This is a genomic window from Candidatus Borkfalkia ceftriaxoniphila, assembly GCF_004134775.1.
Classification (GTDB): domain Bacteria; phylum Bacillota; class Clostridia; order Christensenellales; family Borkfalkiaceae; genus Borkfalkia; species Borkfalkia ceftriaxoniphila.
Map to the genome: position 1 here is coordinate 1 of NZ_SDOZ01000002.1, position 18,271 is coordinate 18,271.

Below are 18,271 nucleotides of genomic sequence, written 5' to 3' on the forward strand. Positions count from 1 at the left end.
CAAATACCCAACTATCCGGTATCTCGAAGGGTAAATCGTCAGTAATATCTTTGATTTCATTCCCGACCTTCTCATAATGGCGATTATGTTATATAATCCAAAACATCTATGCCTGCAAGAAACTTGTTTTTATAGTCAATTTATGATATAATAAAAATCAACAGGGAGAAATTATAACATATGCGTAAAAAGTCTAAATACGGATACATAGAGTTTATAGATAAGCGGAAGCTGAAACATGACGGGTGGGACGACGAGATTGAACCGGAAATTCGCAAGCCTACGCCGTTGGAAAGGGAAGAAATTATTCTGAACTATGTCCGCGTCAACAGCGGAAAATCTGTCAAGGTCAGTTTCTTCGCCGAGCAACTCGCGGTATCTGAACGCACGATACAAACAGCGTTAAAAAATCTCGAAAACAAAGGCTTGATTAAGCGAACTCCGCCTCCACCGGGCGAAAGAAAACATCAAGGATATATCTTGACCTTTCTTGGAAAACGGAAAACATTGTACCCGACCGATCTCACATTGAAAAATCTCTACGATCCGGATAATCCTTGCGGTGTCCGCGACTGGCATTGGGACGATTACAAGTTTATTCCCGGAGTTTACACCGAAGACTTTACAAAAGAGATAGCGAGATATCAGTTTCAAGATTTACAGGCGCACAAAAATCGAACGAAACATTATCAAAATCAGAAACAAAAACCGAAAAAGTAGAAATCAATCGACTGATTGTTTTCTGCTTTTTTGCATGTTCGGGGCTATCGGACTATTTTTTGTGAAAATTCAGAAAAATTTTTTGCCTGTTTAGACCTGTTTTTGCCGTCCTGAAACTGATTTTGAGTCATTTTTTGAAATTTAAGCCGCATATCCCTGTTTTTCTATGGGTGAAAATTAGTATATAAGATGCTGGGAATAAATGTCCCCTACTTTTATACGGAGGTGATGCCTATTGATTGTATCAGAGAATTTTGTCTGATTGCGGCATAGTTACAAATTAAATATTTCTAACTTTGCGGCAGCCCTTTACGGGCTGTCTTTTTCGTTGTTAAAAGGAGGGAAATTGAAACAAAAAGACTTTTACTATTCGACGTTGTACATCTATGACAAGGTACTCGCCGATGCGCTTGCCGAAGACTTTGCAAAGAGCGGCGAGCGAAGCAAATCCAAGTATCTTGCCGACCTGATTGCGGCGGGACTTGCGGCAAGACAGAGAGCGTCCCCTATTTCTGCCGTAAACGCGGAAGAATTTTCGGACAGGCTGTCCGCACTCGAACAGCAAATTTCCGCCCTGCAGTCCTCTGTCGCGCTCGATCAGACGGAACAAGCGACGTATCGAATGTTGCTGTGCAACGTTTACTATCTGCTTGACAGTCTTGTGTACGGAGAGGCATTTAACGGCGAATGTCTGGAAGCGGGTTTATACGACGTATTGCCGCCGCGTTTGGTTGAACAGTTGAAACGATTGAAGGAGGCTTTCCGCCGTGCCGCCTGACGTTATTGCACGGGTTCGCTACTATGATGTAAGCGCGCCAAAAAGAGATTTTTACGGCAGTGCGCAGAAGGACGATTATCTTGGCTACATCGACAAGGGCGTGCAATCTACGAAAGCGATCGACTACCTCGACTATACGGATGACGGCGAGAAGAGTTCGGGAGCGTTCGGAGCGGAAGGATTGTTGACTAAATCCCAAAAGAAAGAGTTGCGCGAAAAATTGCGTAGAACGCAGAGTTGCATTTGGGATATGGTCGTGAGTTTTGAAGAAAGCTACGGCAAATCCAACCTGACGGACGCTACGGCGGCAAGGGCTCTTTTACTGAAAACCTTGCCGAAACTATTCCGCGCGACAGGACTGAATCCCGATAATATGACGTGGTTCGCCGGACTGCACACGAATACGGATAACCGCCACATTCACATCTGTTTTTTTGAGAACGAGCCGCAGCGCTTTCATCGTAAAACGAGAACGCTCCGCTATCGGCACGGCAAAATACGGTCGGAAGCGCTGGATACGTTCAAAGCCGAAATCGTCAAGCATTTTATGCAACCCGCCGAGGGTGTCAGGCGCATGCGCAAGTTGTTGACGGACAAAGCGCAAGCCGTCATTTCACAACCCTATACGGCATATTCTTTTACGCTTAAAAGGCTTGTAAAATCGCTTTACGGGAAAATCCCCTACGAAGGTAAAATCGGCTACGAGAGCGAAAATATGCGCCATTGCCGCGAGACCGTAGATGCGATCACAAGTTGCATTTTGAAAAACGGGCGGGGCAAAATTGCGTATGAAAAGCTGACCGCCGAACTTGCTGCGCGCGACGGTGAAATTCTGCGGCTGTGCGAGCGCAACAAAATCCGCAACCCCGACCGCTATCTCTATGCGGAAAAATTTCAGCGCGACCTGTATCGTCGCATGGGCAATATCGTCATCAAAGAGATACTCAAAAAGCGCCGCAACGAACTGCTGAAAGCGTGCGAACTCCGCCACGCCAAAGCGCGGCAGAAAGTATATCGGGAAAGTCTGACGGACTGTATTCTGACTTCGATGGAAATTGCCGCAAGAGCGGACGCGGAAGCTGCGGAATGCTTTCGGGAGTTTCGGGAAAAACTCGAACTTGCCGAAACCGAACGGCAGCTGGAACAAATGGAACTGTAGGTTTTTTAGAAACAGGATAAGGAAAGTAACTGACTTTCAGTTTCTTTCCGCTTTTCGCAACGGGGATACCCCGTTCGAATTCAACACAAATAACAAAAAAAGGAGGATTTTATCTGTGGAGCACAAAAATACATTCAGTACTATATCAAAAAGTTTTCGGCTTGAATTGGAAGCCGACTCGATTGTTCAGGAACTCTTGATGAAAGAAAATGCGCTAATACGCATTAAACGGGATTGGAAGCCGACTCGATTGTTCAGGAACTCTTGATGAAAGAAAATGCGCTAATACGCATTAAACGGGAAATGTCGGAACTTGAAGACAAACTTATATCAATACGCGCGGAAATCAAAGCGCTTACCGAATAAGCCATTTACGGCGGCTATTGCCGCTTATTTTGAACATTGACAACTGAATATTCATAAAAAATTCGCGAGCCGCACGAGCTTGCATAAGGAGTAAAATGATTTATAAAAATTACAACAAGGAAACCGAAACGACTTTGAACCGCGAGCAACTGATCGCCGACGAGGTCTTGCGGCTTACCCGCAAATACGGCAAAAGTTTTCTCGATTGCGAAAATCTTATCGAACTTACGGGCTTGGGTCGGGACAACGTGCGTGCTCTCATGCACAGCAAGGCGTTCCCCGTGACCAAAGTCGGCAACCGTCAGGTAGTCAGCATTCTGGCGTTCGTGGCGTGGCAGGTAGGCAGTCTGTCGGAGGTAGTCTGATGGCAAAGAAACCCACACGCAGAGGCAATAACGAAGGCTGTATCAGTAAGCGCAAAGACGGCAATTGGGTGGGCGTGGTCACGCTCGGCACCGACGAAAACGGCAAACGCATCCGCAAGAGCGTTTACGGAAAAACCAAATCGGAAGTGACGATGAAAATGCTTGCCGTCAAAGCAGACAATCCCACAATCGGGTGCAGCGCGATCAAGAACGAGACCTTTCGGACGTTGATGCAGGAATGGCTGATGACGTTCAAACGCCCGTCCGTTTCGCCCCGAACGTTCGAGCGGTGTTTGAGCACCGCGAGAAATACGTTATACCCTGTGTTCGGCGAGATGAAAATCGACGAGATCACCGCCCCTATGCTGCAACGTCTGTTCAACAAGATGATATCGGACGGGTATGCATTGGCGACCGTCAAGAAATCGAAGTTTTTGCTCGGACAGTTTTTCGAATATTGCGTGGACAACGACTTCCTCAAAAGCAATCCCGTGGCAAAGACCAGACTTGCATCGCGCGAACGCAAGGTGCAGACGACGGAAGAATACAAGGCGATTCCACCCGAACTGCGCAAAGACTTTGTGAAGGCTTTGGACACAAGTCCGATTCTGAAACCGATATGCTATACGTCGCTCTTTGCGGGGTTGCGCATCGGAGAGGTGCTTGCGCTCCGCTGGCGCGACGTGGATTTTACCGACAAGACGATTTGGGTGGACAACGCTGTAACCGTTATCCCGCACTACGACGATGCGTGGCGCGTTTCCGACTACGAAACGGTGATTTCGGACACCAAGACGGCGGCAAGCGTGCGCAGCGTACCCATGCCCCAAATACTTGTAGAATGCTTGAAAGAACACCGCAACCGACGGCGGAAAATGGAATACGAAACGGGTATCTCCTTTACGGACGACGATGATTTTGTGTTCAGCACCGAAGAAGGCGACTTGCGCACTTACTACGGCACGCGCGCGATGTTCGATAAATTGATGCGCAAGACGGGGTTTGCGGAATACGGCTTTCATTTTCACACACTGCGGCACACCTATTCGAGTATGCTGTTCGAGAGCGGAGAGAATCCGAAAGTCATTCAGCAACTGCTCGGCCACAAAGACGTAACGACGACCATCCGCACCTACAACAGCGTGGACAGAAGTTATTTCAAACAGGCGACAAAGAAAATCGACGCCATGTTCGGCGGAGATATGGAGATGTAACAAAGCAAAAAAGTTATACCTGAAATTATAATACTTTTAGGCACAACTTTTCCAAAGAATATCACGGCGGCTGCCATACGGCAGCCGCCTTACTTTTTATCACTTAAAAAATCAAATTATCTTTTTGGGGAGCATTTTGAATGAACATAATATAATAGACGGGCAGATAAATTATTTTATCTTTTTGAGAAACGATGCGTTCGTTTGATAAAACATATCCGCCTTTTTCACACTTTTCAAGTATTTATACGTGCCTAAATTTACACTTTTCAAATATAATTGCGCACATAAAATCACACTTTTCAAAATTTTGTCGAAAAAGCATAACTTCGTAAGATTTTAACTTTCTTTCAAGGCTTATGCGAAGCAACACTTTGAACATTTGGATAGGAAGTTCGAAAAATGCAACCGATTTTTTGTAAAGAGTTAACTAAAATGGCGCAACTGATTTACTACCATTTTACTACCATTGGGGCAGAAACAGGCAGTTTTCGGGCGATTCGGGCAGTTTTTTCGGAAGGAACATTTTTTCACGAATGAGACGAAAAATTCGTCTGCAAATTTACCACCATTTTGCAAATTTTTACTACCATTTAATTTTAGGGCTTTTTTGCGTCTGCATAAATATTCTTAAAAATGAATAAAACAATAGAAAAAAATACACAAATCGCAACGATTTGTGTATTTTTATGTGGAGCTGTTAGCGGGATTTGAACCCGCGACCTCGTCCTTACCAAGGACGTGCTCTACCTACTGAGCCATAACAGCAAATGAAGTTTTTCGCCGATTTTTACAGGGTTTTCGGCATCCCGATTTTATGGCTTGCGCATTTTACCAAGGACGTGCTCTACCTACTGAGCCATAACAGCAAATGAAGTTTTTCGCCGATTTTTACAGGGTTTTCGGCATCCCGATTTTATGGCTTGCGCGTTTTACCAAGGACGTGCTCTACCTGCTGAGCCATAACAGCGAAATTGCCGTACAAAAAACTTGCTTAGATATTATAAGTCATAATGCAAATTTTGTCAAATGTTTTTCGGATTTTATTTCAAACAAATTCCGTCAGCAAAACAGCAATTTCAAAGTATCGCTCAGCGAGCCGCAGAGGGAAATCGTGCGGTCGGTAATTTCGGGGATAGCGTCGCAGTCGTCGAGATTGGCACGGATAAGGTGCGCGCGGCGATTTTGACAGACAAACCGTTCGAAAGGAAATCGGATGATCGCCGGCGTATTGAAACCGACGCCCAATTCCAAAAGCACGGTCTTGCCTTGCCGTGCCTTATTGACAAACGCGTCATAGCGCGAAGCCGTCTCGTACCATGCATCATCCTGCACGAAACGGGCGTCCTTACGGATATGCACTTCCATATCTGCGCCGCAGACGGGACAAACGGGCACGAGCGATGCGGGAATGCGGCAATCTTTTTGACTGCGTACCATTTCCCGCACGGCCGCCTCGTTGTCGTATAAAGAGGAATGACATCCATTTGCGCACTGGAATTTTCCGTAATCCCCTTGCACTGCGAAAATTTTCTCTGTTTGAAAGCCCGCTTTATAGAACTGATGATCGACGTTCGTCGTAATCACAAAATAATTTTTATTTTCAAGAAAGGAAAAAAGATCGCGGTACAGCGGGAGCGCGGGAGGAAGATAACGATTGACGAAAATATGTTTCGACCAATACGCCCACTTTTCCTCCTGCGCGGAAAACGGATAAAAACCCGCCGAGTACATATCCGTCATTCGATAGCGCTCGATAAAGTCTGAAAAAAATTTTTTAAAGCGAGCGCCCGAGTAAGTCAGGCCCGCGGCGGCGGAAAGACCGCTGCCGCCTCCGACAAGGATATATTCCGCGCCCTTCAAAACGGTTTTCGCCCGCTCAAAATCGTTCAATTTTTCTTTCCTCCTTCAATACAAACTATGCGCCGATCACGGAAAACCGTTTTTGAATGTGGTCGGCTTTTTCGATCTCATCTATCATGGCGATCGCATAATCCGCGTAACTGATCGCACTGACACCCTTCTCATTGACGAAATATTCTTCGCCGCCGAGCAGAATATTTCCCGTTCGCGCACCGTCCGCCTGAAAATCCGCAGCGGGGGAAAGATATGTCCACAGTACGTCGTTCCGTGTACGAAGTTCCGTTAGCGCCGCGCCCATATTTTTTGCCAAAGGCTTAAAGGCTTCGGGGAAATTGTCCAGATCCATCACCTGCACGGTATGCGCGGGATCAACATAGAGACTGCCTGCCCCGCCGACGACCAGCAATCGAATCTTCGTATTGCTCAAAAGATCGCAAAGGTGCTGAAGGGAAGTAATATGCAAGGGCAATGTTTTCTCCGTCCAGGCGCCGAACGCGTCGATCACTACGTCAAATTCTTTTAAATCATCCGCCGTAATATCAAACAAATCTTTCACAACTGTCTTTGCTTTGGAATTTGCAATTTTGTGCGCGTTGCGAACGAAACCCGTCACTTCATACCCGCGCGCTACAGCCTCGTTCACAAGACACGTCCCCTGTCTGCCCGCCGCGCCGACGATCGCAATTTTTTTCATAATAGAACCTCCTGAAATTTGTTGTAATCTTTTTGATTACAACTACATTATAGCAAACGATTATTGTAATGTCAAGCGTTACATCAAAAAAATCAAAAAAAACGTCTCCATTTTCGGAGACGGGTTTTTATTGCATAAATTTCATCAGATCGGCGATCGAAGTTTCCGCGAGCGACTGTTCGAAAGCACATTGTGCCGCGGCGAGTTTGTCATCGAGAGCGGCGTGGATGCGGCTGCCTACGGGGCAGTTCGCGTTGGGATTTTCGTGAAAATGAAACATACTGTCTTTTTCCATACAATCGACCGCGCGGTATACATCCAATAAAGTGATAGACTGCGGCGGCTTTTTCAAGGTCGCACCGCCGCTGCCGCGCGCCACGTCGACAAGACCGGCATCTTTCAATTGCAATAAAATACGGCGGATAACGACGGGATTCACGCATACGCTCGACGCGATAAATTCCGAAGTGACTTTATATTCGAGATGAAAATATTCGATGGCGAGCAGTGTGTGCACCGCCACGGTCAGACGGCTGGAAATCTGCACGGCGTCCCCCCTCCCTTGGTGAATTCCCGTCTATTATACTCCCAACAGGATGTAATGTCAAGAGTTACATAATCGTTTGTCCGAAATTCTGAAACAGGTCAGGAAACGTTTCTTCCGATTTCGTGCTCACGAATTTGGCATAAACTTCAATATCGAAACGCGCGCGGTCGCATACATACCGTTCGGGCTTGAACGCCTCGGACAATTCCGCATCGCAAAACCAACCTTCAAAACGGTATCCTTCTTTTTTGGGCGCGGGCGGCATAACGAAACGGTCGCTTCGCACGATGACCGCATCATACAGCGAATCGTCCACATAAAATTTGATCTGCGTAACCGGATACGTCCCCGTATCCTTGGATTCGCAGCCGTATAATATTTGTAAAAGAAAGCCCAGCGACACAAACAGGCCGACGAGCGCGAGCATTTTATGTTTCATCGTCTACCCTCCGTACCTTGCGTATTGTAACACTTAAATACCGCGCGGTCAACGGCACAGACGGCGAAACAAAAAGATTTTACCCACCTTTTACACTTTTAATCATTTGAACACAAAAGTCCGTTCAGCAAAAAATATTTTCCAGAAAATCGCGGATCTCTCCCATCACCGCCGCGTCTTCTTCCGTCAACATCGCATAATCAATGGAAGAACGATACCGCTCGAACTCTTCGGAGGGCATCTTTTTGGAAGAAGCGAGTTTTGCGAAAACTTCCTTAATATATTTTTCCGCTTTTATCGTGAGATAAACGCTGTGTCCCTTGTCGGGATAAGTGATCGCGCGTATATTCTTTTTATCCCGTACGGCGCGGATGATCTTTCTGCCGTTCGTACGGAACGGTACGACTTTGTCGTCTTCTCCGTATAAAAGCAGGACGGGAACGTCGCTCTTCAACAGAGATTTCCGAGAAGAAACGGACGCGAGCCTCCCGAAGCGCAGGCGGTGCAAGATCTTGCTGTAAAAGCGGATCAAACCGCTGAACCCTCCGAAATAGCGGCGGCTCATATCCGTCACGACGCCCTGCGCGGTATCGAATCCGCACATGGCGACGACACCGTCGACGTGCTCGCCGAAAGAAAATATATTCATCGCGGAATAGGCTCCCCAACTGTGCCCTACCAAAACGCGCTTGTATTGTTTGAGGCGCGGCTCGTTCTGCACGTAACGAACGGCGTAGGACGCGTCGATCGCCCCTTGTATCAGTCCGCCGACGCCCTTCCCGTCGCTCAGCACGCAGCCCGTATTATCATACCCCAAAACGAGATATCCCTGCGCAGCCAGATAGGCGATCTCCGTCGTATAAGCGTTGTGTCCCGCGCCGAATCCGTGCACCCAAATGACGAGCCCTTTCGGCTCCTTCACGCGCATATCCGAATAAATACAGCCGCGCAGCGTCTGCCCTTTGTCCGAAACGAAAGATATATCTTCCGCTTGCAGGTTTTCGAAATCTTTTGCCTGAAAATAGCGCAGCGCGGGATTTCCGTCCGAGCGTACCCCGAATCGCGTTTTCTGGATCAGCACGGAAACGATTGCAAAAAAGACGAGTATAAACAATACGACCGCCGCAAGGCAGATCAACAAAATCCAATAGATCTCCATAATCAAGCATTATAATCATTCGCTTGACAAATGTCAAATATTTACCAATCGGACGAAAAAAAGGTATAGTTGGATAGAAAGGCGGCGGTTTTTCCAAAACAGGAAAAATTTATTCCTTGTAAAATGGTAGGATTTTTGATATAATTTCTCCAAAAAAAGGAGAAAAAATATATGAAAAAAGCTTACGTTACAATCGCAGCGGCGGCGATCTCCGTCGCGATCCTTCTCGGCGCTACTTTTGCTTCCTTTCACCTGACGCAAAGGCCCTCTGCCGATAACGAGAACGGTGCTTTACTGCCCGACGAAGACGGCGGAACGCTCCCTCCCGCTCCCGAACCCGAAGCGCCGGACGAAAAGCCTCTGCCGCCCCAGGAGCCAGAAACCGACGTTCCCGTCGTCACCATTCCCAAAGACCAATATGTGCGTTCCAAGGTGAACGGCCTGAATATCCGTTCCGCCCCCAGCACGTCCGCTTCCTCTCTCGGCTACATAGATAAGGGCGATATGGTCTTGCTGAAAGGAAAAGAAGGCAACTGGTACGAGACCGTTTACAAGAACAAACCCGCATATGTGAGCGCGGGAAGTTCGTACACCGAACTGTTCGAATTGGAAACCTCGCCTGACAGCCGCGTAGAGGCGGTGATCGGCGAAGGATATAATCTGCTCGGCTTCCCCTACGTGTACGGCGCGACGCGCCTGCACAACGGAAACGGAAAGTTCCTTTCGGGATTCGACAAGACGAAATACGACTGCTCGTCGCTGATGCAGTATATGTTTTATTACGGCGCGGGCGTCAATCTCGAATTGACGACACGCACACAGGTATCGCAGGGCACACACGTACCCAGAAGCGAACTTTCGCGCGGCGACCTTATTTTCTTTACCAACTCCACCCGTTACAATAAAACGGGCGTGGAGCGGATCGGGCACGTTGCGCTGTATCTCGGGGGCAATTATATCCTGCACACGGCGACCGATTACGCAGTCATCGAGGAAATTTCCGCGCAACGTTGGTCCTACTATATCGAAACGCGCAGAATGATTTGAAAAAAACGATGTTTTTTCAAATAAATTGCGAAAAATAATACTATTCTATAAAATATATGATATAATATAGGTAATTATTTTTTTCAGGTAGCATACTGCGGTATTTCTGGCCGCAAATCCGCTACGATCGGGAGGTTTTGTTTTTTATGCCTGACGGCGCAGCCCCATTATTGATCGCGATAATCATTTTATTGCTTTTATCGGGCTTTTTTTCATCGATGGAAACGGCGTATTCCTGCGCCAACAAAGTTAAACTGCGAACAATGAGCGCGAACGGAAACGCCCGCGCCGCAAAGACGCTGAAACTGGCGGAGAATTACGATAAACTGATTTCCACCATTTTGGTCGGGAACAATATCGTCAATATCACCACTTCGTCGCTCGCGACACTGTTTTTCGCGAGTCTGATGACCAACAGTGCGAACAGCGTTACCGTTTCGACCGTGGTCACGACCGTCGCCGTGCTCATCTTCGGTGAGATCACCCCGAAAATGATGGCGAAAGTTTACCCCGAGAAATTCTCGATGGTCGGATATCCGCTGATCATGCTGTTCTACTATATACTGTTTCCCATCAATATCGTATTCACGGGCTATAAATTCGTGCTCTCCAAGATTTTCAAATTAAAGAACGAGGAAGTCGTCACGGAAGACGAGATCATGACCATCGTCGAAGAGGCTCGGGAAGGCGGCACTTTGCACCAGGAAGAAACCAAACTGATCCGTTCGGTCATCGAGTTCGACGATCTGGAAGTGGGCGACATTCTCATCCCCCGCGTGAATATTACCGCCGTGGATGTAAAAGCCTCGCCCGACGAGGTAAAAAAAATCTTCACTTCCTGCGGATATTCGAGGATCCCCGTCTATGAAAATACCATCGACACCATCGTCGGCGTCGTGCACGAAAAGGATTTTTTCCTCAATTATTTCGGGCAGAAGCACGATCTGCGCGCGATTTTGAATGCGCCCGTTTATACGACCGAACACCTTAAAATTTCCTCGCTATTGAAACAACTGCAAAAGAGAAAGACGCATATGGCGGTCGTTCTCGACGAATACGGCGGTACGGCGGGCATCGTCACGCTCGAAGACATTCTGGAAGAACTGGTGGGCGAGATCTGGGACGAACACGACGAAGAGATCAACTATTTCAAGAAACTGGACGATACGACGACGCTCGTGGACGCGAACGCCCCCCTCTGCGATCTGTTTGCCTATTACGAACTGGACGAGGACGACGATAATTTCGAGGCGTATACCGTGAGCGGCTGGATCATCGAACAGTTGGGCGAAATTCCCGCAGCGGGCGCCACGTTTGAATTTTCAGGGCTATCGTTCGAAGTTACGAGTTCCACTCTTAAAAAAATACAGCAGGTCAAAGTTACGAAAATTTCCGACGAGAAAAGTACGGAAGAAGAAAAATAAAAAAAAGCCTTTCCCGACGGGAAAGGCTTTTTCATTATAAAAATCTTACGTCATTGATGATGAGTACGAATTTGCGTTCCAGAAAATCCGCCGCGCGGCGGCAAAGTTGCATGCGTTTGAAGTAGATCTCGAAGTAGTCCATGACGGGACATTTTTCCGTATCGATGACGATATTGAGAACGATCTCCCGATTCCCCTCGTCCACATAGATGACCGAACGCTCCGCGGCGAGGTTTACTCTGTCGTGAATATTCATGTTTTCCATGCTCACGTTGGTGATATTCTTGCGGACGCGGCTCTTGTGCACGTCCGCCTTATCCGCCAGAATGAGCGCGGCGGTGATGTCGCTGACGGGCAAACCTTCCGTTTCGTCGTGATTGCCGATCGCCATCATGATCTCGGCGGCGTCCTTATAGGGCATACCCATGCGCGTTAAGATCTTATAGGCGAGAATCGCGCCGCTCTGGGCATGATTGTCGCGGTTGATGCTGTTGCCCATATCGTGCAGAAAGCCCGCGATCTCCGTGAGCGCCACGCGGTGGTCGCTCGCGCCGATGCCGCGCAGCAATTCGCCCGACCATTTGCTGACAATGCTCGAATGGCGGACGGAATGTTCGGTAAATCCCAGAGCCTCTATCTGCTTTTCGGACATGTACATGATCGCTTTGACTTCTTCGTCGTTTTTGATATCCGTGATTGTTAACAACTAATTTACGATCTCCTCTACCGTTAAATTTGCATAGATTTCGTCAAATTTATTCTTCGTGAACGAAATTTGTCCGAAAGTCGTGACCGTCGCGGTGCCCGCGGCGACTCCCGCGCGCAGGATCTCGTCGAGCGGCGCGCCTTCCGTCAGCCGCATCGTTGCGGCGGCGAGCATACCGTCCCCCGCGCCCACCGTCGAATTGATGGCGACGTTGATGCTCTTGCAGAAAAAGTTTTTGGTGCCGTCGGTGATGATCGCGCCGCGCTTTCCGAGCGACAAGAGCACGCGCTTGGCGCCTTTATCCAAAAGCGTATAACAGCCTTTCAAAAGATCTTCGCGGGTTTTGAGTTCTTTTTGCAAGGTATTTTGCAGTTCGTCCTTATTGGGTTTTACCAGATCCAGCCCCGCCTGCAGCGCGGATAAAAGCCTGGGGCCTTCCGCATCGGCGATCTTCAAAGAACCCGGCGCGGCCACGTTGAAAAGTTTGGTATAATAACCGCTGTCCACACCCTGCGGCAAACTGCCCGATACCACCATCACGTCGCTCTTTTTAGAAAGGGACGCAACGAGCGCCAACAACTCTTCCTGCTTGTTCGCGCTGATGGGTTCGCCGATATCGTTCACTTCCGTAAGCATAGACTTATTATCGATGAACTTATAGTTTTCGCGGACCCGACCACGGTTCCAGACGAATGCGCTGGGCACGCCCTCTCTGTCGAGCGCCTGCTCGAAGAGGGATCCGTTTTCGTTATACATAAAACCCGTGGCGTAACTATCCCCTTTCAGCCGCGCGACGCCGATCGCCACGTTCAATGCTTTTCCCGTAAAACTAAGGGTCTTATTCTTTACGTGGTTCAGTTTTCCGATGTTCAGGGAATCAACTTCGATGGTCACGTCGGTGCAAGGATTCAGACAAACCGTCAATATCATAAAAAGGTACTCCGCAAATCGTATTCGCCCGCCCGCGTACGGGTGGGAAAGACTTCTCTTAGTATTATAATATATTTTTAGCGTTTTTTCAATCTAAAACGTAAAATTTTTTCAATAAATTAAAAAGCCGTCCGAAAAAGGCGGCTTTCGTAATTACAAGGATATCATTTGCAGGGTTTCGTACAGTTCGTAATTGAATTTCTTTTTCATACTGACCGCTTCGATAATGTCGAGATCGATGATCTCGTTTTTACGGATACCGACAACGCGGTCGCCGATACCGTCTTTTAAAAGGCGCACAGCCTTGTTACCGAACTGTGCCGCGAGCATTCTGTCCGCCATACTGGGGGAACCGCCGCGCTGCACGTGGCCGATGGTCGTGCCGCGCACAGAATACGTGGTTTCGCTCTGCAGCATTTTCGTGAACTCTTCCGCCGTGGCGACGCCTTCCGCCAGAACGATGATGTTGGAATGTTTGCCGTTGGCGCGGCTGCGGTTCACGCGCATGACGATATCGTCCATATCGTAGCGGATCTCGGGCACGACGATGATCTCCGCGCCGCTGGCGATACCCGAATACAGGGCGATGTCGCCGCAGTGCCTGCCCATGACCTCCACCACGCTGATACGTTCGTGTGAGGTCATCGTGTCGCGCAATTTATTGATGATATCGAGGCAGGTATTGACCGCCGTATCGAATCCCAAAGTGTAATCGGTATATTCCAAATCGTTGTCGATGGTACCGGGGATCCCGATGGTGGGAATGCCGAAATTTTCCGTCAGGCTCTTCGCGCCCTTGAACGAGCCGTCGCCGCCGATGACCACGAGACCTTCGATGCCGCGGTCATTGAGCGTTTTCGCCGCTTGCTTCTGCCCTTCGGGGGTATACATTTCCACGCAGCGCGCCGTACGGAGCATCGTGCCGCCGCGCTGTACGATATCGGAAACGCTGCGCATTTCCATGGCGACCATGTCGTCGTTGATAAGCCCCGCATAACCTTGCCGAATGCCGTATATTTCCATTCCGAAATATTTTGCCGTTCTTACAACCGCCCTGATGCAGGCGTTCATCCCGGGAGCGTCGCCGCCGCTGGTCAAAACACCGATTCTTTTCATAACAATCCTCCAACTGCGCACCCTCTCTTCTTCGGTGCGATCTTACTAAAATAACTGCCCTATCATTATATCAAAAACAGCGAGGATTGCAAATCATTTTCGGTAACTTTCCGTAAATATTTTATTTGACCAACTTGATATCGTTTTTCTGAAGATACAGCAGCAGTTCGTCGACGAGTCCGCGGCAGTAATTGATCTCCGTCAGTTTGTAAAGTTTACTGCCGCGCTTGATTTTTACCGTCATTTTTCCCGGCGTGTAATGGGAAAAGAGTTCCGCGAAATCGGCGAATTCCTCTTCCGATAAAAGCGACGCGTTCAGCCACAGCGTCGGTTCGCGCTGTACGACAGCCTCGGCGGGCGCCACGGTCGTACCCGTTTCCGGGTTGTATTCCTGCATTTTATCGAGTATGATGACGGGCGGCTTTTCGCTGTCCAACTGCATTTTTCCCGTAATATAGACGATCTTATCGGGCGCAAGAACGGTTTTGATACGGTCAAATACATTGGGAAACGCCACGCATTCGATACTGCCGAACAGATCTTCCACGGATATAAACGCCATGGACGAGCCCGAACGGGTGTTGATCTTCTTATAATTGCCGATGATCCCGCCCATAGTCACCTGCGTACCGTCGGTGAGTTCCGTATAAGTACGATGGCCGTCCTCATCCTCCTCGTACACCTGCAATTTCGCACAGGAAAAGGTACAGTCCGCAAAGGCGTGCGCGTAGCCCTCAAAGGGATGTCCGCTGATATAGACGCCGAGCACGGCCTTCTCTTTGGAAAGCCTTTCGTTGGTGTCCAGTTCGGGGATATCGGGGTAATCGATATCCGAATTGTCCTCTTCGATAATGTCGCCGAACAGGCTCATCTGCATACTCTGTTTCTGCTTGGCGATCTTATTCGCGCGGTCGAGCACGCTCTCGTAAACAGACAGAAGTTGCGAACGCTTCACGTCGAAACAGTCGAACGCGCCCGCCGAAATCAACCCTTCCACCATGCGTTTGTTTACAAACGGCGCACAGCGGAACACGAAATCGGGGAAATTTTTAAACTCGCCGTTCGCATCGCGCTCGTTGATGATCTCCTGCGTCGCGGCGACGCCGACGCCTTTCAAGGCGCTCAGCCCGAAACGGACGCCGTTGCCCTGCACCGAGAAATACGTCTTGCTCTTGTTGACGTCGGGCTGTAAAACGGGGATATTCTTCTCTTTGAGATAGATAATGTATTTGGTGATCTCTTCGATCTTTTCAATGCGGTTATTTAGGATCGCCGCCAGAAATTCTTTGGGATAAAAACGCTTTAAATAGGCGGTACGGTAGGAAAGCACTCCGTAACAGGTGGCGTGCGCCTTGTTGAAAGCGTAACTCGCGAAACTCTCCATATCGCCGAATATCTTCGCGGCGACCTCTTGCGGCACGCCGCGGTTGACCGCGCCCTCGATGTTGCCGCCTTGGTCCTTATTGCCGAAGATAAACTTATCCTTTTGCGCCATCAGTTCGGCTTTGTTCTTTTTACCCATCGCGCGGCGCACCAGGTCCGCTTGTCCCAGCGAAAAACCCGCCAGGTCCTGGAAAATCTGCATGACCTGTTCCTGGTAGACGATCACGCCGTAGGTAACTTTTAAAATATGCTCCAAAAGCGGCGTATCGTATTTGACTTTCTGCGGGTTGAGTTTATTCTCGATATAGGTGGGAATGTACGCCATCGGGCCCGGACGGTAGAGCGCCACGCCTGCGATGATATCTTCCAGACAGCCGGGTTTCAACTCTTTCATGAATTTCTTCATGCCGCCTTGCTCGAGTTGGAACACGGCGTCCGTATCGCCTTCGGAAATGAGTTCGTACGCTTCCTGATTGTCGTAGCCGATCTCGTCGAAATCGATGGCGCGGCCCGTGTCTTCCAGAATGTAATCGCACGCCTTTTTGATATCGGTCAGCGTCGTGAGCGCCAGAAAGTCCATTTTCAGCATACCGATGGATTCGACTTCTTTCATGTCGAATTGGGTAGTGATATCCTCGCCGTTGCGCGAAAGCGGAACGTTGTCCGCGATCGGCTTGCGGCAGATGACTACGCCCGCAGCGTGCATGGAGGTATTCCGCGGCATGCCTTCGAGTTTCAGCGCCATATCGATGACGCGGTGCAGCGCTTCGTCCGTTTCATACAATTCAATGAAATCCGCGTTGCGCTTTTTTTCCTGTTCTTCCAGTTTTTTGGAAATCTCGACGCGCTTATCTTCGGAAAGATCGCTGTTTTTCAGTTGGGTTTGCAGTTTGGGAATATTCCAGCCCAGAAGTTCGCTGATGGTGGATTTTCCGTCCATCAGTTTGGTGACTTTGTCCGTTTCCGAATACGGCACGCGCAGCACGCGCCCCACGTCCTTGATCGCAGCCTTGGATGCGAGCGTTCCGAACGTAACGATCTGCGCCACGTTTTCGGGATGATACTTATCGCGCACGTACTCGATGACCTCGGGTCTTCTTTCGTTACAGAAGTCGATATCGAAATCGGGCATGGTGACGCGGTCCGGGTTCAAAAAGCGCTCGAAGAACAAGTCGTATTTCAAAGGATCGATGTCGGTGATCCCGATCGCGTACGCCACGATACTCGCCGCGCCGCTGCCTCGCCCCGGACCTACGGGGATACCGCGGTCTTTCGCCCAGCGGATAAAGTCCATGACGATCAGGTAATATTCGGCAAAGCCCATGCCGATGACGATATTCAGTTCGTAATCCGCCCTCTTTTTGACTGCATCTGTGATCTCGCCGTAACGCCGTTTCAAGCCGTCCCAGGTCAGCCGCGTCAGATACTCCTTCGGGTCGGAACCGTCGTCCGGCTGATACCCGGGGATAAGCGACATATCCTTGACGGGATCGCCGTTGTCCTTTAAATCAAAACACGGCTCCGTGCATTTCGCGGCGATCTTGACGGTATTTTCGATGGCCTCGGGAAAATTCGAAAACAGTGCCGCCATTTCTTCGGGCGTTTTCAGATAAAACTCCTTGCTGTCGAAACGCATGCGTTTGGGATCGTCTATGGTCTTTTTGGTCTGGATACACATCAGAACGTCCTGCATTTCCCAATCTTCCTGATTGATATAATGCACGTCGTTGGTTGCGACCAGCGGAATATCCAGTTCTCGTGCGATCTGAACGAGCATGGGAAGGACGCGCCGCTGCTCTTCGATGCCGTGGTCCTGGATCTCGATATAGAAATCTTCCCCGAAGATCTCTTTCATTTCCAGCGCGAAGGCTCTCGCCTTTTCGTAATCGCCGCGAAGGAGCAGTTTCGGCAGACGCCCCGCAAGACACGCGGAAAGGCAGATAAGCCCTTCGCTGTGCTCTTTGAGCGTTTTGTAGTCTGCGCGCGGCTTATAATAAAAGCCGTCGACAAAGGCGATGGAATCGAGTTTGACGAGGTTGCGGTAGCCGACTTTGTTTTTGGCAAGCAGGATGAGATGTTCGAAATCGGAATTCGCGCTCTTATCGTGCAGATCCTGCGTCATGTACAGTTCACAGCCGATGATCGCCTGAATATTGCTCTTCTTGCACAACTCCGCAAAGTATAAGGTCGCGTACATATTGCCGTGGTCCGTGACGGCGATGGACTTGATATTATTTTTCACGCAATGATCGACGAGGTCGTCGACCTTGCAGGCCCCGTCCAGCAGGCTGTATTCGGTATGTAAATGTAAATGAACGAAATCTGTCATGATAATCCTTGTGCTTATGTAAAATAAAGTAA

Annotated in this window: 16 protein-coding genes and 1 tRNA gene; 7 read left to right on the forward strand and 10 right to left on the reverse strand. The window is 49.0% G+C overall.

The window, feature by feature from the left end; genetic code table 11:
- Positions 1 to 180 precede the first annotated feature (180 nt).
- From ESZ91_RS00205 to ESZ91_RS00225, 5 genes are all read left to right on the forward strand, one after another.
- Positions 181 to 720, forward strand: a complete 540-nt coding sequence (locus ESZ91_RS00205) for an HTH domain-containing protein (RefSeq protein WP_129222930.1) — start codon at positions 181 to 183, stop codon at positions 718 to 720.
- A gap of 346 nt (positions 721 to 1,066) precedes the next feature.
- Positions 1,067 to 1,498 carry a hypothetical protein gene (locus tag ESZ91_RS00210; RefSeq protein ID WP_129222932.1) on the forward strand — a complete coding sequence of 144 codons (432 nt, stop codon included), beginning with the start codon at positions 1,067 to 1,069 and terminating at the stop codon, positions 1,496 to 1,498.
- Positions 1,488 to 2,657, forward strand: a complete 1,170-nt coding sequence (gene mobL, locus ESZ91_RS00215) for a relaxase MobL (RefSeq protein WP_129222934.1) — start codon at positions 1,488 to 1,490, stop codon at positions 2,655 to 2,657. The genes ESZ91_RS00210 and mobL overlap by 11 nt, the downstream gene beginning before the upstream one ends.
- Before the next feature lie 461 nt (positions 2,658 to 3,118).
- Positions 3,119 to 3,388 carry a hypothetical protein gene (locus tag ESZ91_RS00220; RefSeq protein ID WP_129222937.1) on the forward strand — a complete coding sequence of 90 codons (270 nt, stop codon included), beginning with the start codon at positions 3,119 to 3,121 and terminating at the stop codon, positions 3,386 to 3,388.
- On the forward strand, positions 3,388 to 4,602 hold the full coding sequence (locus ESZ91_RS00225; RefSeq protein WP_129222939.1) for a site-specific integrase: 1,215 nt from the start codon (positions 3,388 to 3,390) through the stop codon (positions 4,600 to 4,602). Before ESZ91_RS00220 ends, ESZ91_RS00225 begins: the two co-directional genes overlap by 1 nt.
- Positions 4,603 to 5,294: 692 nt before the next feature.
- Here the strand turns inward: ESZ91_RS00225 and ESZ91_RS00230 are convergent.
- The 6 genes from ESZ91_RS00230 to ESZ91_RS00255 form a co-directional block, all read right to left on the reverse strand.
- A tRNA-Thr gene (locus ESZ91_RS00230) sits at positions 5,295 to 5,370 on the reverse strand.
- A gap of 294 nt (positions 5,371 to 5,664) precedes the next feature.
- Positions 5,665 to 6,495 carry an SIR2 family NAD-dependent protein deacylase gene (locus ESZ91_RS00235; protein WP_129222941.1) on the reverse strand — a complete coding sequence of 277 codons (831 nt, stop codon included), beginning with the start codon at positions 6,493 to 6,495 and terminating at the stop codon, positions 5,665 to 5,667.
- Between the two features lie 25 nt (positions 6,496 to 6,520).
- Positions 6,521 to 7,159, reverse strand: a complete 639-nt coding sequence (locus ESZ91_RS00240) for an NAD(P)-dependent oxidoreductase (RefSeq protein ID WP_129222943.1) — start codon at positions 7,157 to 7,159, stop codon at positions 6,521 to 6,523.
- Between the two features lie 127 nt (positions 7,160 to 7,286).
- Entirely contained in the window at positions 7,287 to 7,706 is a 420-nt protein-coding gene (locus ESZ91_RS00245; RefSeq protein ID WP_129222945.1) for an Rrf2 family transcriptional regulator, read from the reverse strand.
- 64 nt (positions 7,707 to 7,770) lie between these two features.
- Positions 7,771 to 8,145 (reverse strand): InlB B-repeat-containing protein, encoded by a 375-nt coding sequence (locus ESZ91_RS00250; protein WP_129222947.1) that lies wholly within the window; start codon positions 8,143 to 8,145, stop codon positions 7,771 to 7,773.
- Between the two features lie 124 nt (positions 8,146 to 8,269).
- Positions 8,270 to 9,304: an alpha/beta hydrolase family protein gene (locus ESZ91_RS00255; RefSeq protein ID WP_129222949.1), complete on the reverse strand. Its 1,035-nt coding sequence runs from the start codon at positions 9,302 to 9,304 to the stop codon at positions 8,270 to 8,272.
- Between the two features lie 171 nt (positions 9,305 to 9,475).
- On the opposite strand from ESZ91_RS00255, the gene ESZ91_RS00260 reads away from it, so the two are divergent.
- Together ESZ91_RS00260 and ESZ91_RS00265 are read left to right on the forward strand one after the other, a co-directional pair.
- On the forward strand, positions 9,476 to 10,351 hold the full coding sequence (locus ESZ91_RS00260) for a C40 family peptidase (RefSeq protein WP_129222951.1): 876 nt from the start codon (positions 9,476 to 9,478) through the stop codon (positions 10,349 to 10,351).
- 146 nt (positions 10,352 to 10,497) lie between these two features.
- Complete coding sequence (locus tag ESZ91_RS00265; protein ID WP_129222953.1) at positions 10,498 to 11,775, forward strand: hemolysin family protein; 1,278 nt, start codon at positions 10,498 to 10,500, stop codon at positions 11,773 to 11,775.
- A 34-nt stretch (positions 11,776 to 11,809) separates the two neighbouring features.
- On the opposite strand, the gene ESZ91_RS00270 is transcribed toward ESZ91_RS00265, so the two are convergent.
- The 4 genes from ESZ91_RS00270 to ESZ91_RS00285 all read right to left on the reverse strand — a co-directional run bounded on the left by ESZ91_RS00270 (position 11,810) and on the right by ESZ91_RS00285 (position 18,239).
- Positions 11,810 to 12,481: an HD domain-containing protein gene (locus ESZ91_RS00270; protein WP_201270827.1), complete on the reverse strand. Its 672-nt coding sequence runs from the start codon at positions 12,479 to 12,481 to the stop codon at positions 11,810 to 11,812.
- Positions 12,482 to 13,411, reverse strand: coding sequence for a 1-phosphofructokinase family hexose kinase (locus tag ESZ91_RS00275; protein ID WP_129222955.1), 930 nt, complete (start codon positions 13,409 to 13,411; stop codon positions 12,482 to 12,484). It abuts the gene before it with no gap.
- 153 nt (positions 13,412 to 13,564) lie between these two features.
- Positions 13,565 to 14,527: a 6-phosphofructokinase gene (pfkA, locus tag ESZ91_RS00280; protein WP_129222957.1), complete on the reverse strand. Its 963-nt coding sequence runs from the start codon at positions 14,525 to 14,527 to the stop codon at positions 13,565 to 13,567.
- Positions 14,528 to 14,648: 121 nt separating this feature from the next.
- Positions 14,649 to 18,239 (reverse strand): DNA polymerase III subunit alpha, encoded by a 3,591-nt coding sequence (locus tag ESZ91_RS00285; protein WP_129222959.1) that lies wholly within the window; start codon positions 18,237 to 18,239, stop codon positions 14,649 to 14,651.
- Positions 18,240 to 18,271: the final 32 nt, after the last annotated feature.